This is a genomic window from Bradyrhizobium sp. STM 3566 (genome assembly GCF_045571445.1).
In the GTDB taxonomy this organism is placed as follows: Bacteria; Pseudomonadota; Alphaproteobacteria; order Rhizobiales; family Xanthobacteraceae; genus Bradyrhizobium; species Bradyrhizobium vignae.
In genome coordinates, this window is record NZ_CP120693.1 from 50,938 (window position 1) to 75,206 (window position 24,269).

24 protein-coding genes are annotated in these 24,269 nt (G+C 59.6%); 6 read left to right on the forward strand and 18 right to left on the reverse strand.

The genetic code is table 11. The annotated features are described in order from the left end of the window. Positions 1 to 33: 33 nt before the first annotated feature. Genes P6U27_RS37455 through P6U27_RS37500 form a run of 10 tightly spaced genes read right to left on the reverse strand, consistent with a single transcriptional unit; the run spans position 34 to position 9,780 of the window. The gene (locus P6U27_RS37455) at positions 34 to 1,356 is read right to left on the reverse strand and encodes an ATP-binding cassette domain-containing protein (RefSeq protein WP_407194660.1); all 1,323 of its coding nucleotides are present in this window, start codon (positions 1,354 to 1,356) and stop codon (positions 34 to 36) included. Position 1,357: 1 nt separating this feature from the next. Continuing rightward, complete coding sequence (locus P6U27_RS37460; protein ID WP_407123294.1) at positions 1,358 to 2,122, reverse strand: ABC transporter ATP-binding protein; 765 nt, start codon at positions 2,120 to 2,122, stop codon at positions 1,358 to 1,360. Further along, the gene (locus tag P6U27_RS37465; protein ID WP_407123293.1) at positions 2,123 to 3,091 is read right to left on the reverse strand and encodes a branched-chain amino acid ABC transporter permease; all 969 of its coding nucleotides are present in this window, start codon (positions 3,089 to 3,091) and stop codon (positions 2,123 to 2,125) included. Then, positions 3,088 to 3,960 carry a branched-chain amino acid ABC transporter permease gene (locus tag P6U27_RS37470; protein ID WP_407123292.1) on the reverse strand — a complete coding sequence of 291 codons (873 nt, stop codon included), beginning with the start codon at positions 3,958 to 3,960 and terminating at the stop codon, positions 3,088 to 3,090. The genes P6U27_RS37465 and P6U27_RS37470 overlap by 4 nt, the downstream gene beginning before the upstream one ends. 27 nt (positions 3,961 to 3,987) lie before the next feature. Then, a complete protein-coding gene (locus tag P6U27_RS37475; protein ID WP_407123291.1) occupies positions 3,988 to 4,638 on the reverse strand; it encodes a 3-oxoacid CoA-transferase subunit B in 651 nt (216 codons plus the stop codon). Between the two features lie 22 nt (positions 4,639 to 4,660). Then, positions 4,661 to 5,368 carry a CoA transferase subunit A gene (locus P6U27_RS37480; protein ID WP_407123290.1) on the reverse strand — a complete coding sequence of 236 codons (708 nt, stop codon included), beginning with the start codon at positions 5,366 to 5,368 and terminating at the stop codon, positions 4,661 to 4,663. 48 nt (positions 5,369 to 5,416) lie between these two features. Then, positions 5,417 to 6,559, reverse strand: a complete 1,143-nt coding sequence (locus P6U27_RS37485) for an ABC transporter substrate-binding protein (RefSeq protein WP_407194661.1) — start codon at positions 6,557 to 6,559, stop codon at positions 5,417 to 5,419. A gap of 50 nt (positions 6,560 to 6,609) precedes the next feature. Continuing rightward, positions 6,610 to 7,938: a fumarylacetoacetase gene (fahA, locus tag P6U27_RS37490; RefSeq protein ID WP_407194662.1), complete on the reverse strand. Its 1,329-nt coding sequence runs from the start codon at positions 7,936 to 7,938 to the stop codon at positions 6,610 to 6,612. Beyond that, positions 7,938 to 8,159: a DUF2783 domain-containing protein gene (locus P6U27_RS37495; RefSeq protein ID WP_407123287.1), complete on the reverse strand. Its 222-nt coding sequence runs from the start codon at positions 8,157 to 8,159 to the stop codon at positions 7,938 to 7,940. Before P6U27_RS37495 ends, fahA begins: the two co-directional genes overlap by 1 nt. Before the next feature lies 1 nt (position 8,160). Then, complete coding sequence (locus tag P6U27_RS37500) at positions 8,161 to 9,780, reverse strand: FAD-dependent oxidoreductase (protein WP_407194698.1); 1,620 nt, start codon at positions 9,778 to 9,780, stop codon at positions 8,161 to 8,163. A gap of 575 nt (positions 9,781 to 10,355) precedes the next feature. Between P6U27_RS37500 and P6U27_RS37505 the strand changes: the two genes are divergently transcribed. Continuing rightward, positions 10,356 to 10,895, forward strand: a complete 540-nt coding sequence (locus tag P6U27_RS37505) for a MarR family winged helix-turn-helix transcriptional regulator (RefSeq protein WP_407194663.1) — start codon at positions 10,356 to 10,358, stop codon at positions 10,893 to 10,895. Between the two features lie 140 nt (positions 10,896 to 11,035). Further along, entirely contained in the window at positions 11,036 to 11,824 is a 789-nt protein-coding gene (locus tag P6U27_RS37510) for an SDR family oxidoreductase (RefSeq protein ID WP_407194664.1), read from the forward strand. Between the two features lie 52 nt (positions 11,825 to 11,876). Here the strand turns inward: P6U27_RS37510 and P6U27_RS37515 are convergent, their stop codons facing one another. Continuing rightward, positions 11,877 to 12,329 (reverse strand): MarR family winged helix-turn-helix transcriptional regulator, encoded by a 453-nt coding sequence (locus P6U27_RS37515; RefSeq protein ID WP_407123284.1) that lies wholly within the window; start codon positions 12,327 to 12,329, stop codon positions 11,877 to 11,879. Between the two features lie 54 nt (positions 12,330 to 12,383). On the opposite strand from P6U27_RS37515, the gene hmgA reads away from it, so the two are divergent. The 3 genes from hmgA to P6U27_RS37530 all read left to right on the forward strand — a co-directional run bounded on the left by hmgA (position 12,384) and on the right by P6U27_RS37530 (position 16,384). Then, positions 12,384 to 13,748 carry a homogentisate 1,2-dioxygenase gene (hmgA, locus tag P6U27_RS37520; RefSeq protein ID WP_407123283.1) on the forward strand — a complete coding sequence of 455 codons (1,365 nt, stop codon included), beginning with the start codon at positions 12,384 to 12,386 and terminating at the stop codon, positions 13,746 to 13,748. A 117-nt stretch (positions 13,749 to 13,865) separates the two neighbouring features. Beyond that, a complete protein-coding gene (locus tag P6U27_RS37525) occupies positions 13,866 to 15,185 on the forward strand; it encodes an MFS transporter (protein WP_407123282.1) in 1,320 nt (439 codons plus the stop codon). Between the two features lie 215 nt (positions 15,186 to 15,400). Beyond that, complete coding sequence (locus tag P6U27_RS37530; RefSeq protein ID WP_407194665.1) at positions 15,401 to 16,384, forward strand: Bug family tripartite tricarboxylate transporter substrate binding protein; 984 nt, start codon at positions 15,401 to 15,403, stop codon at positions 16,382 to 16,384. Between the two features lie 706 nt (positions 16,385 to 17,090). Here P6U27_RS37530 and P6U27_RS37535 read toward each other — a convergent pair. After that, positions 17,091 to 18,053, reverse strand: coding sequence for a LysR family transcriptional regulator (locus tag P6U27_RS37535; protein ID WP_407194666.1), 963 nt, complete (start codon positions 18,051 to 18,053; stop codon positions 17,091 to 17,093). Between the two features lie 139 nt (positions 18,054 to 18,192). Here P6U27_RS37535 and P6U27_RS37540 point away from each other — a divergent pair, with 139 nt between their 5' ends. Beyond that, the gene (locus P6U27_RS37540) at positions 18,193 to 19,374 is read left to right on the forward strand and encodes a cytochrome P450 (protein WP_407194667.1); all 1,182 of its coding nucleotides are present in this window, start codon (positions 18,193 to 18,195) and stop codon (positions 19,372 to 19,374) included. A 16-nt stretch (positions 19,375 to 19,390) separates the two neighbouring features. Here the strand turns inward: P6U27_RS37540 and P6U27_RS37545 are convergent, their stop codons facing one another. The 6 genes from P6U27_RS37545 to P6U27_RS37570 form a co-directional block, all read right to left on the reverse strand. Beyond that, complete coding sequence (locus P6U27_RS37545; RefSeq protein ID WP_407194668.1) at positions 19,391 to 20,092, reverse strand: ABC transporter ATP-binding protein; 702 nt, start codon at positions 20,090 to 20,092, stop codon at positions 19,391 to 19,393. Then, positions 20,085 to 20,864 (reverse strand): ABC transporter ATP-binding protein, encoded by a 780-nt coding sequence (locus P6U27_RS37550; RefSeq protein ID WP_407194669.1) that lies wholly within the window; start codon positions 20,862 to 20,864, stop codon positions 20,085 to 20,087. The genes P6U27_RS37545 and P6U27_RS37550 overlap by 8 nt, the downstream gene beginning before the upstream one ends. Further along, positions 20,861 to 21,805 (reverse strand): branched-chain amino acid ABC transporter permease, encoded by a 945-nt coding sequence (locus P6U27_RS37555; protein ID WP_407194670.1) that lies wholly within the window; start codon positions 21,803 to 21,805, stop codon positions 20,861 to 20,863. The genes P6U27_RS37550 and P6U27_RS37555 overlap by 4 nt, the downstream gene beginning before the upstream one ends. A gap of 4 nt (positions 21,806 to 21,809) precedes the next feature. Further along, the gene (locus P6U27_RS37560; RefSeq protein WP_407194671.1) at positions 21,810 to 22,682 is read right to left on the reverse strand and encodes a branched-chain amino acid ABC transporter permease; all 873 of its coding nucleotides are present in this window, start codon (positions 22,680 to 22,682) and stop codon (positions 21,810 to 21,812) included. Positions 22,683 to 22,724: 42 nt separating this feature from the next. Next, positions 22,725 to 23,873: an ABC transporter substrate-binding protein gene (locus P6U27_RS37565; RefSeq protein ID WP_407194699.1), complete on the reverse strand. Its 1,149-nt coding sequence runs from the start codon at positions 23,871 to 23,873 to the stop codon at positions 22,725 to 22,727. Between the two features lie 67 nt (positions 23,874 to 23,940). Beyond that, on the reverse strand, positions 23,941 to 24,255 hold the full coding sequence (locus tag P6U27_RS37570; RefSeq protein WP_407194672.1) for an EthD family reductase: 315 nt from the start codon (positions 24,253 to 24,255) through the stop codon (positions 23,941 to 23,943). Positions 24,256 to 24,269 lie beyond the last annotated feature (14 nt).

Here is a 24,269-nt window from a genome sequence, read left to right on the forward strand (position 1 = left end):
ATCACGCGAGCGCTTGCCGGCCGCGGGGAGAACTCACATGCCTAGGTAAGCGCGACGAACATCGTCGTTCGCGAGTAGCTCATGGCCGAGTCCCTCCAGCGTCACTTTGCCGGTTTCCAACACATAGGCGTAGTCAGCGATGGAAAGCGCCGCGCGTGCATTCTGCTCGACCAGAAGGATGGTCATGCCACTCTGCTTCAAGGTCCGGATGATCCGGAAGATTTCTTCTACGATGAGCGGGGCCAATCCCATGGACGGTTCGTCCAGCAAGAGCAATTTCGGTCTACCCATAAGGGCGCGGCCGAGCGCCAGCATCTGCTGCTGACCGCCCGACAGCGTGCCCGCCGGTAAAGCCCGCTTTTCGCGCAGAATCGGAAAGAGATCGTAGACCTCACTCAGTCCTGCGGCGATGTCCTTAGATGGGCGCGTGTAGGCGCCCATGATCAGATTGTCCTCGATCGACATCGGTCCGAACACTTGTCGCCCTTCCGGCGAATGACAGATCCCCGACCGGACTCGCGCGGCGGACCTCGTCGAAGTGATCGCTTCTTTCCCGAACAGGATCGTACCAGCGCTCGTGGGCTGAACACCCGAAATGCAGCGCAAGAGCGTCGTCTTGCCGGCGCCGTTGGCCCCCACCAAGGCGACGAGTTCACCCTCGCCTACTCTGATGGAGATGCCATGAAGCACCTGGATGCGGCCGTAGCGGGTGCGAAGGTCCCGTATTTGAAGAAGATCGCGGCCAGCACGGGGAGCCGTCAAACTCGCGTGGGCAGGCCCGGGGTCCTCGTCGCCGCCGAGCCCCTCGGGCGCGGGCAGGAGCTGGATGATGCGTTGGCGCAGCAAAGCCATCTCGCCGGCAGCATCGGCCTGGGTCAACGGGTCGGCATGGGACTCGAAAGCCGCATCTATCTCAGCCCAGTCGGCAGGCGTGAGGACCTTGCGCGCGAGTGCGAACGTGCCCTCCTCCTCTAGCTTCATGTGGGCGTCGAGATGGGCGCGGAAACTCTCGATCGACTCCGCGAGAGCTTGCCCGCGCCGGGGCCCCGGCTCTGCCTTTACCAGAGCGCGAATTCGAGCGAGCTGCTCGGGACTTGTCTCATGCTCGTCATGGAGCTTCGTACGAACGCCGTCGGCCTCGTTCGATCGCTGACGTAGCCGCGCAAAGAGATGGTCGTCTTCCTTGGGGTGATGAAAACGCTCGGTAAACTGCTCGAAATAGTCGAGGATGAGCTCGACCGTATGCAGATCATGCGTGTCCCAGTTCTCGCTGAGGCGCGTGCCGAGCATCGAAAGCGCCGTGGCAAGCTGCCACATCGTGCGATGCTCGCTCCGGCTGATGTCAAGCGACCGCATCTCAGCTCTCGCCCACTTCGCTGCCGAGGTAGGCCGCGATGACATCACGGTTGACACGAATTTCGTCGGGAGTGCCCTCTGCGAGGCGCTTCCCGTGGTCGAGCACCAGTATGCATTCAGCGATGCTCATGACGAGTCTCATATCATGTTCGACGAGAACGACCGTGATGCCGGACTTTGCGAGCTTGACAATAAGCTCCTCGATCTCGTGCGTTTCCGTATGGTTCAGTCCGGCCGCAGGCTCGTCGAGCAGCAGAATCTTCGGCTCCATCGCCAACGCACGGGCAATTTCGAGACGTTTCAGAGCCCCGTACGGCATCGCGTTGGCATCAGCCGCGACGAATTTCTCGCAGCCGACGAAGGCGAGCAACTCGGCCGCCTTCATCCGGCAGGACCGATCGGCTCTCCGCAACCCCGGCGACCTGATCATGCCGGCAAGCAGGCTCGAGTTGAGATTGAGATGGGCGCCCACCATGACATTCTCGATCGCGCTCAGATTCATGCAGACCTGAAGATTCTGGAACGTGCGGCTCATGCCACGGCTCGCGAGGATATTCGGCGAAACGCCCGAAATCTCCTTGCCCGCGAGAGCGATCGATCCAGCCGACGGAACGTAAAGGCCGGTGATCAGATTGAACAACGTCGTCTTGCCTGCGCCGTTCGGTCCGATGACGGCGTAGACGCCCCCCTGCGGAATCTCGAAGGAGACGTCCTCGATCGCATGGACGCCGCCGAAGCTTTTCGATAGATGCGATACCTTGAGCATTCAGGCTCTCCGGCGCCCGAACAGGTCCGCAAGGCTCGGTACGATCCCGCGCGGCAGAAAGATCATCGTCGCGACGAGGATGACGCCGAACGTAATGGTCTCCCATCCTTCGAAGCTTGCGAGAAGCTGGGGGAGAAGGCTCAGCAGCACGGCCCCGAACACGGCTCCCCAGACCGATGCCATGCCTCCGACCACAACCATTGTGACGAGCTCGACCGAATGCGGGAAGGCGGCTAGCCCGGGCGTGATGAAGCCCAAGTAGTGCGCCAAGAGACTTCCGATGACGGCGGCGTACGACGTCGACAGAACGAAGACGCGCGTCTTAAAACTGGCTGTGTCGATACCCATTGCTCGCGCCGCGACCTCCGAACCGTGCAAAGCCTGGAGGGCCCGTCCTGCCGGCGAGTCGACGAGGTTCTGGGCAAGTGCGATCGTCGCGACGAGCAAAACGGCAAATATCCAGTACCATTGCCCTTCGCCGAAGGGGCGCCAATCCAATACCACGAAGTCGCCGACCGACATTCCGTCCGGACCGCCGGTCAAGGCGGTCTCGTTCGTGATGACGATCGAGATGATGATGCCCAGACCGAGCGTCGCCATCGCCAGATAGTGGCCCTTGAAGCGCAAGATCAGGCCAGCAACGACCCAGGCAAGCAGGCCCGCAGCTATCGCTGCGACCACGAGGGCCAGGCTGGGGTGCACGTCCCAACGGGACGTCAGAATGGCCGACCCGTAGGCCCCGATACCTACGAAGCCCGCATGACCGAGACTGATCTGGCCCGTGTAACCAATCAGCAGGTTCAGCGTGATGGCAAGCACCGCGTTGATCGCGATCCGGATCGCGACGTCCAGATAGAACGCGTTCGGCAAGAACGCCGGCAAAAGCAGGAGAACGATCGTCGCGGCCAGAAGCCCCGGAGCTCTGCTCCGCGGCAGGAGAACGTCCGGCAAGGAATCGCTTGTACTCATACCCGATCCGTCTGTCTGGCACCGAGCAAACCCTGCGGCCTGAGCCCAAGGATCAAGAGCGCGAGAACGAATGAGACCGCATCCTTGTATGCTGACGACGCGTAGCCGGCGGTCATCGCCTCGAGGAGGCCCAGCAACAGCCCGCCCAGGACAGCACCCGCCCCGCTACCAAGGCCGCCCAGCGTTGCCGCGACGAACCCTTTCAATCCGAGCATTCCGCCCGAATCGTAGGAGGTCGTCGCAATAGGGGCGACAAGAATGCCGCCGATGGCGCCGATCGCCGCCGATAGAACGAAGCTCAGCATCAAGACGGTGCGGGTGTCGATGCCGACGAGCTCAGCGGCAAGCCGATTATATGCCGCGGCCAGCATGCCTTTGCCGATACGCGTACGACCGAAGAAGACACCTAGTCCCACCACCAGAACCGCGGAAACGCAGAGGATCCAGATGCTCTGCGGCAGAATGGTCGCTCCAAAGACCGCGATAGGCTTGTCTCCGGAGAATGCAGGCAGGGAGTGATTGGCCTTGCCGAACGTCACCTGGATGATGCCTCGCAATATCATCGCAACTCCAAGCGTTATGATGATGAGACTGACGACATCCGCGCCGCTCGCAGGTTCGACGACGAGTTTTTCGACGAGAAGGCCGACGAGTGCGATAACCAAGACGCTCAAGAGCGCTGCGAGCGGCAGCGGGATGCCTGCAGCCGTCAAGAATGCGCCTACGATGCCACCCATCATCATGAACTCGCCCTGGGCGAAATTGATCACGCCCGAGGCGTTGTAGATGATCGAAAAGCCGAGCGCGGCGAGTGCATAGATCGCGCCCACTGTCAGTCCAGAAGATACGAACTGCAAGAATTGAGACATTGACGTCCTTTTCGCGATGTGCCGCGTTCAGTTGCCAGCGATGCGAACGTCGAAGGGCGCCTCGGTCTTGCTCTTAATCTCGTCGAGATTCACTCCATCAGCGATCTCAATGAGACCCATGCCGTTCGAGCCGATCTTGTCGATCTCGAAGACAGCAAGGTCGGTGATGACCATATCCACGACCCTCGATCCCGTAAGAGGTAGACCGCAATCGCGGAGCAGCTTTGGGCCGTCCTTGCTCACGTGTTCCATCACCACGATGACTTTCCTCACGCCTGCCACCAGATCCATCGCCCCTCCCATTCCCTTGACGATCTTGCCGGGAATGGCCCAGTTCGCGAGGTCTCCGTTCTGCGCCACCTGAAGGGCCCCGAGGATGGACAGGTCAATGTGCCCGCCGCGGATCATGGCGAAAGATTCCGCCGACGAGAAATAGCTGGTCGTCGTAAGTTCAGTGATGGTTTGCTTGCCGGCATTGATCACGTCGGCGTCTTCGTCTCCTTCGTAGGGAAACGGTCCCATTCCCAGCATGCCGTTTTCGCTCTGCAACTGTACCTTCATTCCGGCTGGGATGAAGTTCGGTACGAGCGTGGGAATGCCGATACCCAGATTGACATACATACCTTGGTGCAGCTCCTTGGCGGCACGGGCGGCTATCTGGTCGCGAGTCCAGGGCATTTGATCTCCGTTCCGTCGGTGGCTAGGCGCTCGGCCGTTTGCGCACAGTACGTTGCTCTATATGCTTAGCGACGTTCGGAATATGAACGATGCGGTCGACATAGATTCCCGGCGTGTGGATTGAATCGGGATCGAGTTCTCCCGGCTGAAGGAGGTGCTCGACCTGGACGATGGTCACGCTACCGGCCGTCGCCATCATCGGATTGAAGTTGCGAGCTGTCTTGCGGTAGACGAGGTTTCCTTCAGTGTCCGCCTTCCACGCATGGATGAGCGAAACATCGGCGCGGAGCCCCAGCTCCATCAGATACTTCTCGCCGCCGAACTCGCGGACTTCCTTGCCGTCGGCAATGACAGTACCCACTCCGGTCTTGGTGTAGAACGCCGGAATTCCGGCCCCTCCCGCGCGAATTCGCTCCGCAAGTGTCCCTTGCGGATTGAATTCGAGCTCCAGCTCACCCGAAAGATACTGTTGGGCGAAACGCTTGTTCTCGCCCACGTAAGAGGAAATCATCTTTCTGATCTGTCTTGTCTCTAGCAGGATGCCGAGCCCCACGCCGTCCACGCCAGCATTGTTGGAAATGACCGTGAGGTTCTTCGCTCCGGTTTCCTTCACTGCCTCGATGAGTGCCCCCGGGACCCCGCAGAGCCCGAAGCCGCCTGCCATCAGCGTTGCGCCTTCCTTGATCAACCCCTCAACGGCGTCGCGTGCATTCTTGAATACTTTTCCCATCGAGCACCAATCCGCATATTCCGATAAGACGTTCCGAACGACGATTGTTCAGTCCGCCAGACTCCACGTTCCCGAGCTCACCTTGAGCATTCGAAAGGCGGTCGAATCGAGCCCCAGATGATCTTTCGAGGACATGTTCACGACACCACCAGTGCCGACATAGTTCTTGGTTTTCTCTATTTCGTCTCTGACCTTTGCATGATCCGTGGATTGCGCGCGCTCCACCGCCTTCGTCCAAATCTGGAGGGCGTCGTACACGTGTCCTCCGAACGTGGAGACGTCCTCTTTGTAACGCGCTTTATACCGTGCCGCGTAATCCGTCACGACCGCCTTCTGAGGATCACTTTCGGGCAGTTGGTCGGCGACGACCACGGCCGCAGCGGGAAAGCGCACGCCTTCGGAGGCCGCGCCGGAGAGCTGGATGTATTCCCGCGATGCGATTCCGTGAGATTCGTAATGAGGAAGCGTGATGCCAAGCTGAGCGACGTTCTTGGTGACGATCGAGGCACCCTCTCCAAAGCCGAATACGAACAAAGCCTGTGCGTTAGATCCTCGTATCTTCGTTAGTTGCGTCGTGACGTCAGTGTCCTTGGGTCCGTATGTTTCGTCGGTCACGATCTCGATTCCGGATTGCGGCGCCAGAGCAAGCGCCTCCTTTCTGCCGGATTGACCGAAGCCGCTTGTATCGGACAGCAGCGCAACGCTGGACAGGTGTCGCTTCTTGATATCCTCGAATACTTTGGCGACCGCCATTCTGTCGGTATGCGCCGTCTTGAAGACCCATTTTTTCACGGGCTCGACGATCGAAATTCCCCCGGCAAGCGAGATGTATGGAATTTGCGCCTTCTCGACCAACGGTATGATCGCCATGGACGCGCCGGTCGTGGTTCCTGCGATGAGGACATCGACCTTATCATCGTCGATTAGCCGTTTTGCAAACGTGTTGGCTTTCGCAGCCTCGCTTCCGTCATCGTAGGCAACCAGCTCGAGCGGACGCCCCAGCAGCCCGCCCGCGCTGTTGAGCCGCTCGACCTCCATACGGAACGTCTTGAGTTGGGGCTCGCCCAAGAATGATGCCGCGCCCGTCGTGGACACGATGGCGCCGACCTTGATTGGATCTGCAGCCATGGCGATGACCGTCGAGACGATAAGTATCAGTCCCGTCCAACCGATCTTTCTTACGATGTTCATCCCGAACTCCCTATTCTCTTCGAGGAGTGCTCTGTTGAGGCGCTATGAAATCACACGGCGTTGCCGATAGTCGTTCGGCATTCTCCGAAGCCGATCCGGACGCGTCCTTTTGCCTCGCACCACGCCCTAAGGATCACGGTGTCGCCGTCCTCGAGGAACACCCGCGCCTCGCCGGAAGGCAGCGACACCGGCGAACGGCCCCCCTCACTGAGCTCCAACAGGCATCCTCTCGACTGGGGCGACGGCCCGGATATCGTTCCCGTGCCAATAAGATCGCCGGGCGCCAGGTTGCAGCCGTTCGAGGTTTGATGCGCGACGACCTGTGCTATGGTCCAGTACGCATCCGCGTAGTTCGACAATGAGAGCCGAACTGGCGACAATCCCCGGGCGCGCATGGTCGCGCTAAGAAGGTCGATCGAAACCTTGATATCGATCGCGCCCCGTTTCGCGTCGGTGGACGATGTCAGATGCGGTAGCGGAGCCGGATCTCCGTCCGGCCTGCGATGAGGCCTGCGGTACGGCTCGAGGGCATCGAAGCTGACTATCCAAGGCGAGATCGACGTCGCGAAGCTCTTCGCCAGGAATGGTCCAAGCGGTTGGTACTCCCAAGACTGGATGTCTCTGGCGGACCAATCGTTCAGCAAGCAAACGCCGAAAAGATGGTCTTCAATACGGTCGATCGAGATCGGCGCGCCGAGCGCGCTGCCTGCCCCGACAAACACTCCGAGCTCGGCTTCGTAGTCGAGCCGTCGGCAATCGGAGTAGACGGGTTCGGCGGAACCCGGCGGGAGAATCTGGCCCTTCGGGCGAACGATCGATTGCTCTGATAGAAGGATCGAAGATGTTCTCCCCTGATACCCGACAGGAAGCCAGCGATAATTCGGCAAGATCGGGTTTTCGGGCCTAAACAGCTTTCCTACATTCGTGGCGTGATGAATGGAGCAGTAGAAGTCCGAAAAATCGCCAATTCGGGCCGGCATCTTGAATTCGACTTCACGAAGTCCCACCAGGGCTTCCGCAACGCTCTTTTTCTCGGGGAAATCGTGCCGCAGCATCCGAGAAAGATCTTTGCGCAAGGCTCGCTGCGCCGGACGTCCAGCCGCCATGAACTCGTTCAAGCGGGACGACGAGGCGAGCTTCAACGCGGCCCGTCCCGGTTCACTCAGATGAGGCGAAAGGCAGGACGCGGACAGATCGACTAGCGAGTCGCCTATGGCGATACCCGCTCGAAACTGCTCGCCAGATCCGGCCCTGCGGAAGACTGCGATCGGGAGATTTTGAATGGGGAAGTCACCATTCTCATCGTTTGCGGCGTCGACCCAGCTCCGCAGCGCGGGATCATGCGTCTGATCGAGATCGTTGGTCGATTCTGTCATCATCAATCCACGCCTGTCTTTGAGCCGGTTTGGCTCGATGAACCGCGGGCACGCTCGATGGCCTCGCGAAGTACGCCCCTGTCGCCGATATGGTTTGCCAGGATGAGCACCAGCTTGCAGTTCATCAGCTCGGCCTCCTCTTCATCCATGTCCCGCTGCGAGTCGATGAGCTCCTGATAGAACCCGTCCGGATCAGCGATATTTGGCGTCGTCAGCAAATCCATTTCATCTCCCGGAACTTCCGATGGCGCGAGCCAGCGCCCTCTTGATCTTGTCGGCGTCGAATTGCCGCCAGCGCGCCGCGACATACTGGTCCGGTCGGATCAGATAGGTGGTGCCAGGGCGAGCATCGTAACGCGCCGAGAGAATGCCGCCTTGATCGTCGATATCGCGTCCGACAACGAGAACGCGCGCTTTAGCCGTCCCTTGAGCGATGAACTTCAACCCGGGAGAAAATCCGAACGTCAGCACCATGAAGCCATCCCCGAGCTCGTTCAGCAGCCATGCGTTTTCGCCGTTCCGACGGATCGGCGCATCGTCGCAATTCGTGCCGGGAGCCAGCTTGCTATCGAAGATATCTTCGTCTGGTGTATTCAGCGAGGAGTTCAGATAGGGAGTCGGACGCGACAGGCGCCCAGAGTTAAGCAATGGGCGAGCGAACTCGTTTTCCGCCGCGAGCTCCAGTACCGCGTCTCTATATCGCCGGCTGGTCACGCTCTTCGGCGTGATGAAGTCCGTCGAACGCGTGGAATTGAGGAGATTGTCGTCTGCGGCGACACCTCGCTCCTCGTTGTAAGAATCTATTAGGCTGATCGGCGCATCCCCGTCGATGATCAACTTCAATTTCCAACCGAGATTGTCGATATCCTGTACGCCGGTGTTGGCGCCCCTACCCCCGAACGGGGAAACCTGGTGCGCGCAATCGCCTGCGAAAAGCACCCGACCGTACCGGAAATCGTCGATGCGGCGGCACGCGAACTGATAGATGGATACCCACTCGAGCTCGAAATCGTGCTCGTCGCCTAGCATGGCGCGAATGCGCGGGACGACCCGTTCCGGCTTTCTCTCCTCATCGGGATCGGCATCGCGTCCGAGCTGAAAATCGATGCGCCAGACGTCGCTTGCCTGCCTGTGCAGCAGCGCCGATTGATTTCGGTGGAATGGCGGATCGAACCAGAACCACCGCTCGGGCGGAAATTCCGCTTTCATTACGACATCAGCGATGAGAAAACGATCCTGAAAGGCCTGCCCGGAAAATGTCGCGCCAACCATCGCGCGAACGTCACTATTAGCGCCGTCGCAAGCCAAGACCCACTCGGCGGTCGTCGTAAATACGCCGTCGGGCGTCTCCACCGAGAGAATTACGTGATCATGCGCCTGCCTCAGGCCGACGACCTTGTGCTTCCACCGCAGATCGACCAAAGGCTTTCGGCTGATCTCCTCGATCAATGACTCCTCCAGATAGTACTGCTGGAGGTTGATCATCGCAGGCATCTTGTGATCAGTCTCAGGCAACACATCGAACTGATAGCGAAGCTCATTCCGGAAAAAGACCTTGCCGACCTTCCAACTCACGCCCTTTTCGATCAGACGATCTGCGCAACCTAGACGGTCCCACACTTCCAGCGATCGCTTCGCATAGGCCAGCGCACGCGACCCGATGGACACGGTATCGTTGTCATCGAGCACGACTGCAGGAATACCGCGCGCAGCGAGTTCCAACGCCGCGGTCAAGCCGACAGGGCCCGCTCCGACGACCACTACCGTATGTCGAGCTGGAACACCCCGCTGCTGTTCCGGCGACGGTCGGTACTCGAATTTCGGGAACTTGTAGGTTTTGAGCATCACGGGCCCTACCCCGAACACTCGCATTCGTGCCGGATGGACCCGAAATCGGAAACCGCAATCAAGCTCGACGTTGCTAAAGCCTGCTCGTGGTTTTGGAGGCTCGGCGTTACGTCGCTCATCCGCTTCATCCCTTTAGGGCGACATCGCGAAACGCCGCGATGTTTCGCGACGCATTCGCGCCTCCACCACTTTATAACCGATGTTATGAGTTTCATAACGCCTGTTAGTACCTGAGTCAACTCGGAGCCGCCGCCCTTGCGGCGCTGCTTCCTAGCCAACGTTTGCCGGCTCCCTTTGGAGGAGTGGGAAGGCGCAGCTGCCGCCCAGCGGGAATGATGCGGTACCAAAAAACGTGTCTAGAAGGTTCCTATAGATCTGGACGGTCTTACTGGCGTGCCTGCGGCGATCCCCAACATGATGCACGGTTTGATCGGCATGGCGCCCTTATCCTTCTAACAATCGCTATGTCCCGGATCGCGGTCAACGAGCGCCGAACTGGTGAGCCCTTGTAGTCACGATCGGGAATTAATAACATCCGTTAGAAATCTCGGTTAGATGAGGACCTGCCGTAAATGAGCGACGCCGCTTCCGCACGCAACAGCGATTCCGAAGACGACGAACTGGTAAGATTGAAGGACTTCCTACCCTACCGGCTTGTCGTTCTGGCCGATCAAATTTCCAGATCACTCTCCGAACTGTACGAGGAGCGTTTTGGGCTGAGCCGGCAGGAATGGCGTATTCTGGCCGCGCTGGCCGATAACGGGCCCATCTCTTCGTCGGACGTATCAGAGTACACTACGCTGGACGCTATGGCGGTGAGCCGCGCCTCGTCCTTGCTCGAAGAGAAAGGCTATATAGTCCGGGAGCAGTCGCCGACTGATGGCAGACTGAAGATCTTCCGCTCAACCCGGACCGGCCGCGCCCTTTACCGAAAGATCATGCCGCTGGCGATCGATCGCGAAAGATACCTTACCCAGCCGCTGTCTTGCACCGAAAAGTTAGCCTTCGAGGCAATGGTGGACAAGTTGCTCGCGCGTGCTCGAACGCTCGCTACTGCCGCCGAGCGGAGCGAACAGTCTCGCGTGCAAAAGCCGAAACAGCGCAAAGGCTAGATGATGGTCATTCGAGCCAACCACTCGACGATTATCCAGCCGGCAATGATGCCAGAAAGAATTTCCATGTCAGTTCTCGCTACGTCTCCAACGGGCACTGAATAGACAACAACATGAGACAACAATAGAAGGAAACAAGCATGGACCTGGGTATTCGCGGCCGGAAGGCCATTGTCGCGGGAGCTAGCGCCGGCCTCGGCAAGAGCAGCGCACTCGCGCTCGCACGCGAGGGAGTTGACGTGATCATTTCGGCACGCAACGAGGAAAGGCTGATTGCTGCTGCGACAGAAATCCAAGGCAAAGCGAATACCCCCGTGAAATGGGTGGTGGCCGATCATAGCACCGCGGAAGGGCGGGCTCGGCTGCTCGCCGCTTCTCCGGAACCCGACATTCTGGTGATCACCTGCTCGCCGCCACGATTCACGCCCGATTATCGAGAAATCAGCGTGGAGGACTGGCAGCAGGCTCTCGCGACTGGGATGATTGGGCCGATCGAGTTGATGAAGGGTGCCATCGAAGGCATGCGATCGCGCAAATGGGGACGGATCGTAAATATCCTGACCCTCGCGGCCCGAGCACCCATCGACTTCCGGCTCCTGTCCGGTCCTCCGCGATCTGCGCTGGCCAACTACACCGTGGCCATGGCCAAGCCACTGGCCAAAGACAATGTCATCCTGAACAACATCCTGCCAGGAATGCACCACACCGGCGGGATTCGGGACCGCTTCAAGTCGGACAAGCCAGGTAAGACGGATTCGTATGAGACGGAAGTGCAGAAGATCATCGACAGGCTGCAGATTGCTGCCGGCAGATTTGGCGAGGCCGACGATGTCGGTGCATTCTGTGCACTGTTCTGCAGCGAGTTCGCCAACTACACGATCGGTCAGAGCCTGATTATCGACGGCGGCGTGCATAACTCCATCTTTTGACCGAAACTCGGCCCCTGAAGATCGATAGCAAAGAAGCCATTTTACGCATCTCTCAATTTCGGCGGCTCGCTTTCACATCGAGAGCTTTTTCGAGGCAATCCAAAGCTTCGAGAACGACCCTCGCCTTCTCCGAGCCGATCGTGCTGCGCATCTTCTGCTCAAAGTTCGCCATGTCGGGAACTATAGCATCGTAAGCCCTTCGACCCGCGGGAGTAAGAACCAGCAGTTCGAACCTGCGGTCTTCCACGGTTTCAAGCCGGGTCAACCATCGACGTATCTCCAGATCCCGGACCGCCCGGCTAACCTTCGCCTTATGCATTGCGGAATGCCTACCGATCTCGGTTGCCGTTAACCGCTCGAACTGCCCCAAAGTTGCAAGGACGCGCCATTGCGGAATCGTCAGGCCGAATTTCTTCGAATAGACCCCCTTGAGCCGCTCAGAGACGGCCGTCCCCAGCCTATTCAGCCGATAGGGTATGAACTCCTCCAGAACGAGCTTTTTCATGCTTGATAGTTGCAAAATTGACGGTCACGTTTGCAACTAAATAGGAGAGATCGCATGAACATTCAAACGTCATCTAGCAAGTTCAGCAAAGCCACCGAGAGCGATTCCGCGCCGCGGTACATGACCGGTTTCCGCAATACGTTCGAGAGCGAGGCGCTGCCGGACGTGCTTCCGGTAGGGCAGAACTCCCCCCAGAAGGTCAACTACGGACTCTATGCCGAGCAGCTTTCGGGTTCGCCCTTCACGGCTCCGCAAGCCACCAATCAGCGTTCCTGGCTGTACCGGATCAGGCCGTCGGTGAGGCATACCGGCCGTTTCACCAGGATCGATCGGCGGCTCATCAGGACTGCCCCTCAGGCCCGCGATGAAAGCGAACTGCCGATCGGACAGTTGCGCTGGAAACCCATGCCGATCCCCTCGGAAGAACTGACGTTCGTCAGCGGACTTCGCACAATGACGACCGCCGGAGATTCCGATACGCAAGTCGGCATGGCAGCCCACGTCGCCTTCGTCACGGCCTCAATGAAGAATGAGTACTTCTTCAACGCTGACGGCGAGTTGCTTGTCGTGGCGCAGGAAGGAAAGCTCCGCTTCCGCACCGAATTCGGAACCATCGACATTGAACCAGGCGAGATCTGCGTCATTCTTCGCGGAATGATTTTTGCTGTCGAACTGCTAAACGGACCGGCGCGCGCCTTCGTTTGCGAGAACTACGGCTCGACGTTCACATTGCCGGATCGCGGTCCGATCGGGGCGAACTGCCTCGCCAATCCTCGCGACTTCAAGACGCCAGTCGCTGCGTATGAAGACAAGGAAGAGCCTTCCACGCTCATCGTCAAATGGGGTGGCGAACTCTATACCACGCAGATCGATCAATCGCCGCTCGATGTTGTGGCATGGCACGGTAATTATGCGCCCTACAAGTATGACCTGCGGCACTTCTCTCCGGTCGGAGCGGTCCTCTTCGATCATCCAGACCCGTCGATTTTTACAGTGTTGACAGCGCCGTCGGAAACTCCCGGCACGGCGAACGTCGATCTGGTGATTTTTCCCGAGCGTTGGATGGTCGCGGAGAAGACTTTCCGCCCGCCGTGGTACCACCGCAACCTCATGTCTGAATTCATGGGGTTGATCTACGGGGTCTACGACGCCAAGCCTGACGGCTTTCCACCGGGCGCCATCTCCCTGCACAACCAGATGCTGCCTCACGGGCCGGACAGCAAGGCCTTCGAGCACGGCAGCAACGCCGAACTTACCCCGATGAAGCTTTCCAGTACGCTCTCGTTCATGTTCGAGACGCGCTTCCCACAGCGCCTGACCCGCTACGCGGCCACGTCCAAAGAACTGGACGAGACTTACGCCGACTGCTGGCGCGATCTGAGCAAGCGGTTCGATGCAAACCGCAAGCATCCTTGGTAGAATTTCTATTCAAGAAGTTGCGGGGGTTTTAGCAACGCGCCGCAGAATCGCTCGCTATTCGGTTCTGCGGCAAAAAAAACGACATCAGCAGGAAACGCTTAAAGGGAGACTTACCCCATGCATATGACCGGACCCGCCCAGGCGGGACACGGCTATCTCGTCCCTAAGCGGCAAGCTTGGATCGCTTTTGCATTGGCGTTTTTGCTGATGACCTTCGACTTCATCGATCGGCAAATCATCGTTTCGATGTTTCCTTATTTGAAGGCGGATTGGGGACTGTCCGACACCCAGCTGGGTGCGCTGACGTCAGTGGTTTCAGTTACGATCGCGGTCTTCACCTTTCCGCTATCGCTCCTCATTGATCGCTGGAGCCGCGTTAAGAGCGTCGTCGCCATGGGGATAGTCTGGAGTTTGGCGACGATCGCTTGCGGGTTCGCGACCACTTATCAGCAGCTCCTGATCGCGCGTGGTTTCATCGGCCTCGGCGAAGCCGGTTACGGGCCCGCCGCGGGCGCTATCCTTTCGAGCATGTTTCCGACACGTATGCGCGCCACCATCATTGGGGGATTTCTGGCGGCTGCCTCCTTTGGCGCGGTCCTCGGTGTAGTACTCGGCGGCGTGATCGCCGCTCGGTGGGGCTGGCAGTCGGCATTCGGGATCGTCGGCGTGCCTGGACTCGTGGTCGCAGTGCTCTTTATGTACGTGCGCGACTACCGCGCGCCCGAGTTGAAAGTTGGAGCATCCCAGGAAGCCGGGATAGTCTGGGCGATCGCGGCCGGATTATTTTGCGCGCGCTCCGGTTTAGCCGCCTGCTTCGCCGGGGCTCTGCAGGTCATTACAGCATCCACCGTCATTGCGTGGCTGCCGAGCTATTTCAACCGCATCTACGGCCAGCCTGCCGATCGCAGCGGTGTCTGGGCCGCAGCTATCATCATCTGTGCGACCGCTGGTGCGGTGGTTTGGGCGAACGTGGCGGACCGGTTCGCTGACCGCGATGTGCGCTTCCGGATGCTGACCCCAGCCGCCTGCAGCGTTGTCACCTTGATCGTCTTCGCGACCGCCTTCGGCGCACTCAACCCGGGCCCACTGCAAATCGCAATGCTTGTGCTCGGCGCCTTTGTGATGACCGGGACGACCGGCCCCGTGCCAGCTGTGGTCATAGATGTCGTGCACCCCGCCTTGCGGTCGACTGCCGGGTCCGTGGTTGCGGTGATTCAAAACCTGTTCGGCCTCGGTCTCGGCCTTCTGCTCAGCGGCGCCCTGTCCGACGCGTTCGGACTACAGGCGGCCATGGCGATCATGCCCGTTTCCTCCGGCCTCGCCGCGCTGCTGCTCGTGCTGGGGTCGCGCTTCTACCCGGCCGATCGAGCAGCCGTCACCAATTTGCAAGTGCGCGCCGAGGATCTCGACGTGGTCCCCCAACCGGCCGGAGCCTGAACACATCGCGGTCGCCAATTCAATCCTCATAGCCCCGGAAGAAAACTAGCGGGTCCCTGCGCATTCGGATCGCAGGGATCCCGACAGTTATCAAGGTAGAGACTCGTGGCCATGATTCTCTTCGGGTGACAATGCCATTTATCCTGATGCGGGCGGCTCGTTAGTAATGATCCCGGTAGGAGCAAACACTTGTTCTTCGGATTTCGGAGTGTGTAATGCAGCTGGAACGACGCAACTTCACGTTGGGCTTGCTCGCAGTTGGGACCCTCTCTGCGAAGGTCGCTTTTGCCCAATCCTCCTATCCCGCCCGGCCGGTACGCCTGATCGTGCCGTATCCGCCCGGCGGGGGAACCGATTTCTTCGCGCGCGTCGTGGGCTCATCGATGGCGCAATCGCTTGGTCAAACGATTGTAGTGGAGAATCGCCCGGGCGCCGGCTCCATCATCGGCGCCGAAGTGGTGTCTCACGCAGAGCCTGACGGCTATACTTTGCTTCTCGGCGATGTCGCCACCTATGCCATCAATCCGAGTCTATACAAGAAGCTACCCTATGATCCGCAAAGGGATTTTGCTCCGATAAGTTTGACGGGCCGCTTCGCTGTAGTGCTGCTGGTCAACACGAACAAGGTCAATGTACACTCGGTGGCCGAACTGGTCGAAGCTGCCAAGAAGTCTCCGGGCTCGATAGACTACGCCAGCGGCGGTATCGGTACCCCCTTTCATCTGGCGTCCGAGCTCTTTGCGCGGGCCGCGGAGATCGAACTCCATCACGTGCCTTATCGCGGGGCGGCGCCCGCGCTGCAGGATCTCGTGGCGGGACAGATCGGCTTGATGTTCGTAGACTTCGCCAGCGCGCGATCGCAACTGACCACGCCGGGAATCAAGGCGCTGGCGGTTGCCTCCTTAGAGGAGCTTGCAGGACTTCCCCACGTGCCCACGATGGCGGCGAGCGGATATCCCGATTTCGAGGTGTGGGCTTGGCAGGGCTTTGTGGCCCCGGCACGAACTCCCCCTGAAATCGTTGAAAGGCTGCGAACGAGCTATTTAGCCGCAATTCAGCAAGTGGAAGTCAAGCACAAGCTTGAGGAGGCTGGTATGGACGTCAGGCAAAGCACACCGGACGAGTTCGCCAGCTACATGCGAGACGAGAGAGAGCGATGGGGAGCTTTGATCAAGAAGGCCAACATACACGCGGACTGAAAGTGTCCGCGACAACTAGAGCCTATCCGCGGCAATCTAGCTATTCGGCTCACCGCAAGGCCGCATTTTCTCTTTTCCCCCAATGCAAGCGTAATAAATCTTGTCGTTTGTCGAGCAGGGCTATCGCTTTAGGCGTCCTGCGGATACGTCTGGGTTAACAGCACTGCAAGGAGCAAACCAACAAGGCAAATCCATCAACGTTGGCGCGCCATCCGACTGCAATGTAACATTGTCGCAAGTGTAAATAGCTCGCTCGGTAGACAGTTTTCGTAGGGTTTTGATTATGGTCGATGTGAGTACGAGCCCTCCTTTTCGCACAAATGGTCGAGTGTAACCTTGGGACTAAACTGAAGTCTGTACATGCCGTGCACGTGAGCCAAGCCTGCGAAGCGCTCTTGCACTCCGCGGATAACCATTGGATGGAACATATTGTCTTGCAAAAGTATTCCTTCTAAAACGAATCTTAAATTCGTTGGCAGCGAGAGTAGTCTCCAAGCTATTGCGTTCTCTTGGACTTCAGGCAGACCGGTTGATGCTATCGATCTCGTTGAAGTAGATTGACGGCAAGCAAAATGTGCGGTTTTTGTCGCGCAATCGGCTCCTTCGCATTTCTCTGCACATTTGAAAGTTGTCAGCGATTGCGTGTTTTGAGGTGCAAGCGGGAACGGCTTTGTCCCACCGAGTAAACCACCACTGGGCAGGACCTTCACGTCTTTAATAAATGACCGCCATGGATGTGAACACGAGATCGCAACAAACCGCTTCGGCCGCCGGAGCTTGCTTTCGCCGTTTCGGCAAGTAGATTGCGTACCCATTTGTGGAGGCCCGATCGGGCCGTTCTGGCGCTCCAATACATGTCGATGCTGATCGGAACCTGAAACGGAAGCGGCGCGATGTGCAATTCCCTTCGGAACGTCCGCGCCAGTTGGCGCGGGACGGTCGCGACCAGGGTGCTGCCGGGAATGATGCGCTCCAAGCAATCCTGCGTCGGCAGCGTGACGGCCGGCTGCAGCTCGATCCCCTTGGCTTTGAGCACCTCAATGTACAGCGGCCGCCATTCGCCACTGTATGTGACGAAGATGTGCTCGGCTTTGGAATAGGCCGAAAGCGAGATCCGTCGGCGCGCGAGCGGATGGGCCGCGTCCATGACGCACACATATTCGTCGGCGAGGATGCGCCGCCTGTAGTGATTGCCGCCGACGATGCCGGCCGGACCGATGACAATGTCGCACATGTTTTGCCGGAGCTGCGTATCGCCGTGCGCGGCCGCCTCGATGAGCGCTAGCCTCAATTGGGGTGCAGCACTGCGCAGCCGGATCACGAACTCCGGCATCAGGGTCTGACGCTCATGGTGGTTGCAGGAGATCGTGACCGTTCCGGCCGCGGCAACGGGATCGAAGTCGGTCGGCGTTGTGAGCCTCTCGATCTCCTCCAGCATCACCCTCGCCCACTGCACCACACCGTCACAGCGCTCCGTGGCAGCAATGCCATTGCCTTGACGAACGAAGAGTCGGTCCTGAAAGACCTTTCGCAGGCGATTGACCGTGTAGCTGATCGTCGACTGATTGACCTCCAGGCGTTGCGCGGCAACCGAGAAGGAACCGAGATCATAGACGAGGACCAGCGTCCGGAACGCGCCGACGTCGATAGGATCGATGACAATGTTCATGTCGAACAACTTTCGCAAAAACATAGATTGCAGCTTAGGAGGTTATGCGACATTTCGATAGCTGATATTTGGCCCATTGAATTGTACCAAGCATCATCGGGCGATACCCTCCTCGAAACAAATATTCAGGGAGGAGACCGTGGCGAGCGCTGTTTCCGTCATCGATGACATCGCCTACGAAGATCTGCTTGTGGACCCCTATCCGGGCTTCAGGCGCATGCGGGACACAGCGCCGGCCGTCTTCCTAAAGGCGGCGAATCTGATCGTCGTGACGCGCTTCGACGACATCGCGAAGATCGAACGCGACCCGGCCACCTATTCGGCTGACAATCCCACCTCTCTGGTCAACAGGGTCATGGGCCCGACATTTATGCGCAAGGACGGGGTCGAACACGCCATCGGGCGCAAGGCGATCGAGCCGTCCTTCCGTCCGGGTACAATCAAGGAGCATTGGGCGCCACTGTTCACCCAAATCTGCAAAGAGCTGATCGATTCCTTTGTCGACGCAGGCGAGGCCGATCTGTTTCCCGCTCTCGCTGCCCCGATGGCCTCGCTCAGCCTGATGCGGATGCTCGGATTCGAGGACGTATCCTGGCGGACATTGGCTCTGTGGTCGCAATCTCTCATCGACGGAGCGGGTAACTATGCGCGCGATGCCGAGATCGACCGAAGAGCGATGGCCGCAGGCAAAGGCGTCGACGAGGCGATCGAGGCGGTCTTGGACTATCACCGCAACCATCCTAATCCCTCGATCCTGTCCTCGATGGTCCACGCAGACCATCCGATGCCGATCGAGGAAATTCGGGCGAACGTCAAGGTGATCATCGGCGGCGGATTGAACGAGCCCCGCGACGCGATCCTCACGCTTGCGCTCGGTCTGCTCGGCGATCCCGAGCAGCGGGACGCCGTGCTCGCCAGGCCTGAGCTATGGCCAGCCGCGCTCGAGGAAGCCGTCCGCTGGATCTCGCCGATCGGCATGTATCCGCGCCGCACGACTCGCCCGACTGATCTATCGGGCGTCGCGCTCGCCGAAGGAACCCAGATCGGCCTTTGCGTCGGCGCCGCCAACCGCGACGAACGGCGCTTCGTCGAGCCCGATCGTTTCGACATTTCGCGGCCCAAGCAGTCGCATCTGGGTTTTGGTGCAGGTCCTCACTTTTGCGCCGGCGCCTGGGTGTCACGGCATCTGGTCGGCAAGATAGCGGTACCGATGCTGTTCGATCGTCTACCGAATCTTCGGCTGCGGGAAGACGATGCTCCCGTCGTTCGAGGTTGGGTGTTCCGCGGCCCGGTGTCGATGCCGGTAAGATGGGACGCCTAAGTGGCGCGCCCGCGGATCAAATGCCCAGATAGGATTCCTGAACTCTTGGGTCCTCCCGCAACTGCTCGGATCCGGCAGCATGGACAATATGCCCGGTTTCGAGGACATAGCCGTAGTCGGAATGAGCCAGAGCGAGAGACGCATTTTGCTCTACCAGCAGAATGGTGACGCCGGCGCTTTTGAGCCTGTCCAACACCGCGAAGATCTGTTCCACGATCAGAGGCGCAAGGCCCAGAGACGGCTCGTCCAGCAGCAACAGCTTGGGCGCGGACAAAAGCGCACGCCCGATCGCCAGCATCTGCTGCTGACCTCCGGACAGGTTGCCTGCCATCTGCACGCGTCGTTCCCCGAGGATCGGAAAGGTTTCGTAGATGTCGAGAATTGCCTTTTCGACGGCACCGCTGTTCCGCCTGTAAGCGCCGAGACGTAAGTTGTCCTCCACCGAGAGCGATTTGAATATCTGGCGCCCCTCCGGGGAATGAGCGATGCCCATTGCGACACGGCGGTGCGATTTCAGTCTCTCGATCGGCTTTCCTTCAAATCGGATTGAACCTTGCTCGATCGGCAGCACGCCGGAGATCGCGCGCAACAAGGTGGTCTTGCCGGCGCCGTTTGCGCCGATCAGCGAGACCACCGTTCCCTGGTCGACCCGCAGGCTGACGCCCTTCAGAGCCCGGATGCGTCCGTAAGAGACGCTCAGATTGTCGACTTCAAGCACGGCCAGCTCCGGCTGCTGCGGCACCCAGATACGCTGCAATCACTTCGGGATGGGAGCGAATGAATTCCGGCCGACCTTCCGCCAGGGTGCGGCCTTGAGCAAGCACGAGAATATGGGAGGAAATCTTCATGACCAGACGCATGTCGTGCTCGACCAGAACGACGGCGACGCCAGACCTGGCGATCTGCTGGATCAGCTCGTCGATCTCGGCCGTTTCGACGGCGTTGCAGCCGGCGGCCGGCTCATCGAGCAGCAGCACACGAGGCTCCGTCGCCAATGCGCGCGCGATCTCGAGCCGCTTTAGCGCACCGTATGACATGTTTCCGGCGAGCGTATCGGCCTGGCCCGACAATCCCACCCGCTCTAGCAGCGCGAGCGAGACGCGCCGGCTTTCGGTATTTTGCCGCCAAGTGCCGGGCATCGCGAATAGATCCCCCAGGATCCACGTCCTTTCCCATCTGTGCCGCCCAGTCATGACGTTCTCCAGGGCCGTCATCCTGAAGAATATCTGCAGGTTCTGAAACGTGCGCGACATCCCCAGCCTTGCGAGACGTTCGGGGGAATCGTTGGTGATGTCCTTGCCGTCGAGGTGAATGCTGCCGGTGCTCGGCGTGTAGAGACCGCTGACGATGTTGAAGAGCGTCGTCTTGCCTGCTCCGTTTGGACCGATGATGGACAGAACGTCACCGGGGTCCAGAGCGAAGCCAATATCCTGCAAGGCCGTGAGACCGCCAAACCGGATGCTGATGCCTGTGGCCGTCAGGAGGCTCATGACCGTCTCCTCGCGACGATCGCGGCGAGGGACGGAACGATGCCGTCTCGCAGGAAGATCATGAACAACATGATGAGCAATCCGATCAGCAGGTCCTCGTACTCGCTGAAGCCGGCGAGAACTTGAGGCAGGACCGTCAGGAAGGTCGCGCCCACCACCGCGCCGATGGGAGATGCGATGCCGCCGATAACCACCATGGCGACGTATTCCACCGAGCTGAAGAAACTGGCGACGTCCGGCGTGATGAAGCCGTTCATCAGGGCCAACATGACCCCCGCGGTCGCGGCGTAGATCGCTGCGATGACGAAGGCCTGGAGCTTCCGTGCGGCGACGTCGATGCCCAGGGTCCGCGCCGCCGTCTCGCTGTCCTGGAGCGCACGAAGTGCACGTCCGGTGGGACTTTCACGGAGGTGGATCGCAAGCGCCACGGCGATCAGGAGGCCGACGCCGCCGATCCAATACCAGTTGGCCGGACTGACGATGCGCGTAGACAGAATGGTGAAGCGCGGCACCCGCAAACCGTCGGGTCCACCGGTCAGTTGCACTTCGGAGGTCAGGACCAGCGCCACGATGAGACCGAAGCCAAGCGTGGCGACGGCCAGGTAATGTCCTTGCAGGCGCAGCAACGGCTTGCCGACGAGATAGGCGATAAGGCCCGCGGCGACGATGCCGATCGCGGCCGCGGCGAGCGACGGGATGCCCAAGAGAGTAGGCAGGAGACCGACCGAGTAAGCGCCGATCCCGATGAACCCTGTCTGTCCGAGGCTGACCTGGCCGGCCTGTCCCATCAGAATGTGCAGTCCGACCGCGGCGATGCCCGAGATCCAGATCAGGGCTGCGACGCGGGTCTGATAGCCGGGATGCAGAACCAGCGGTAGCCCGCAAACGATCACAGCCAGGAACAACAGGCTCGCATAGCGAGACTCAAGCAGGTGGCGCATGTGGTCACACCCGCTCGATCAAACGCTTGCCCATCAGACCCTGCGGTCGGACCAGCAGAACCAGTATCAGCGCGATGAAGGCCACGGCATCCTTGTAGACCGAACTGACCAACCCGGCGGTGAAGGATTCCAGCAAGCCGAGCATCAGGCCGCCGACCACGGCGCCGATCGGATTGCCGATGCCCCCCAGCATGACTGCCGCGAAGCCCTTGAGAGACAGGATCGCACCAATATCGTAACGCATCAGCGTGATCGGGGCGATCAGGATGCCCGCGATGGCACCGATCGCAGCGGACAGCGCAAAGGCGAGGCCCAGCGTGATGTCGGTGTCGATGCCGACGAGTTTTGCCGCGAGGGAGTTGGATGCGGTGGCAAGCATTCCTTTGCCGACCGTGGTGCGGCTGAGGAACAGCCACAAGGCGCCGAACATCGCCACCGCGCCGCCCAGCACCCAAAGACTCTGGGGCAGTATGGTGGCGCCCAACACCGCAATGGGATTATCGCCACTGATGCTCGGGAGACCATGAAACTGCTTGTCGAAGGTCAGTTCGGCGAGGCCACGGAGAAGCAGCGATGCGCCCATCGTGATGATGATGAGCGTGACAGGCGACGCATCTCTCGCCGGCTGCAGCGCCAGGCTGTGCAGGAACAGGCTGGCGACGACGGCCAGCAGTATCGCCACCAAGGCCGCGATGATCGGTGGCAGACCGAGGGCGATCAGGAAGATCGTGCCAAGGCCGCCGATCATGACGAACTCGCCCTGGGCGAAATTGATGATGTCGGATGCCGCATAGATGAGCGTGAAGCCGAGAGCGACGACGCCGTAGATGGCTCCGACCGTCAAGCCGGAAAACAGCAATTGAAGAAAAGTGCTCATGCCTGTTCCGGCCCCCGTGCATCGTCGCATCTCGCCAATCGTCTATTCGACGATCTGCCAATCTCCATCCTTGATCACCAGCATATGGAAGGCGTTCAAAGTCAAACCGAGATGGTCCTTCGGCCCCATGTTCACGATGCCCGCCGTGCCGATGAACCCCTTGGTATTTTCCAAAGCGTCACGGATGCTAGAGGCTTCGGCGCTGTTGGCACGCTTGATCGCGTCGACGAACAACATCAAGCCGTCATATGCCCCGCCGCCGAAGGTCGATACCGGATCTTTAGCCGCCGTTTCGTAGGTGCGCTGATAATCGAGAACAACTTTCTTTTGCGGGTCACTATCGGCAAGCTTGTCCGCGATGAGCAGCGCAGCAGCCGGCAGGCGTACCCCCTCCGCGGCAGGACCGGACAGCTTGATGAAGCTCTTCGAGGCCACCCCGGGGTTCTGATAAAGGGGGATATTCTGCATGCCGAGCTGGCCATAGTTACGGGTCAGAATCGCGGGTCCTTGCCCCGAGGCGCCAGTGTTAACGATCGCCTGAATGCCGTTCGTTCCCTTCACCGTGGTCAGTTGCGGTGTCATATCGGTGTCCTGGGCGCCATAGGAGAGGTCGACGGCAATCTCAACGCCATAGTTCGGCGCCACCTGAAGACACTGGGTGCGCATCGACGCGCCGAACCCGTCGGTGCCGGCGATCAAGGCGATACGCGTCAGCTTTCGTGCTTTCAGATCTGCGAAGATCTTTTCACAGCCCATGCGGTCCGTATGCGGCGTCTTGAACACCCATTTGCGGGGAGGCTCGATGATACTGACGCCGCCAGCCAGGGACATGAACAATGTCTCGGATTCCTCAAAAATGGGGAGCATCGCCATCGTCGTGCCGGTCGTGGAGCCGCCGATGACGAGCTTGACGCCGTCCTGCTCGACGAGTCGGGTCGCAAACGTGCGGGCCTTGTTGGCATCGCCGCCATCGTCATAGACGATCGTCTCGATCCTGCGGCCAATCACTCCGCCCGCGGCGTTGATCTGATCGACATATATCTTCAACGTCTTGGCTTCCGGTTCGCCGAGGTAGGACGCTCCTCCAGTCGTCGTCAGCACCACGCCGATGCGGATCGGATCGGTGGCCTGAGCCTGGGCAGTCAAACCGAGCATTGCCGCAGTGCAGGCCAGTATTCGGGCGAATCTCATCATGCGCATCCACTCCTCCCAACCGATTTGTGTTCGAGTTCGTTCGCACATTTATTCCTGGGCCATATCAAGGCCTTTTGCCTTCGACCGGTCCGCAATGAAAAAGGGTTAGCCCACCGGTCGCATAGTTCGCCGTATCCGCCGCCACCCGCTGGCCGATGTTCGAACCCATTGCGGCGGCCAAGGCCTCGCCGCTGTCGAACTCGCCCTCCCACATGCAGAAGAAGGGCGCTGGGCCCTCGGGCGCGGCAATATCGAAACTGTGCCGGCTGGCTCTGAGGCCGGGCAGTTGGGCGGCCAATGGAAGATGTTTCTGTTCGTAATAGGCCCGGAAGTGATCCGGATCTTTCGGTTGGCCATAGAGCACGACGATCTTGCGCATTTCTGTGTCTTCTC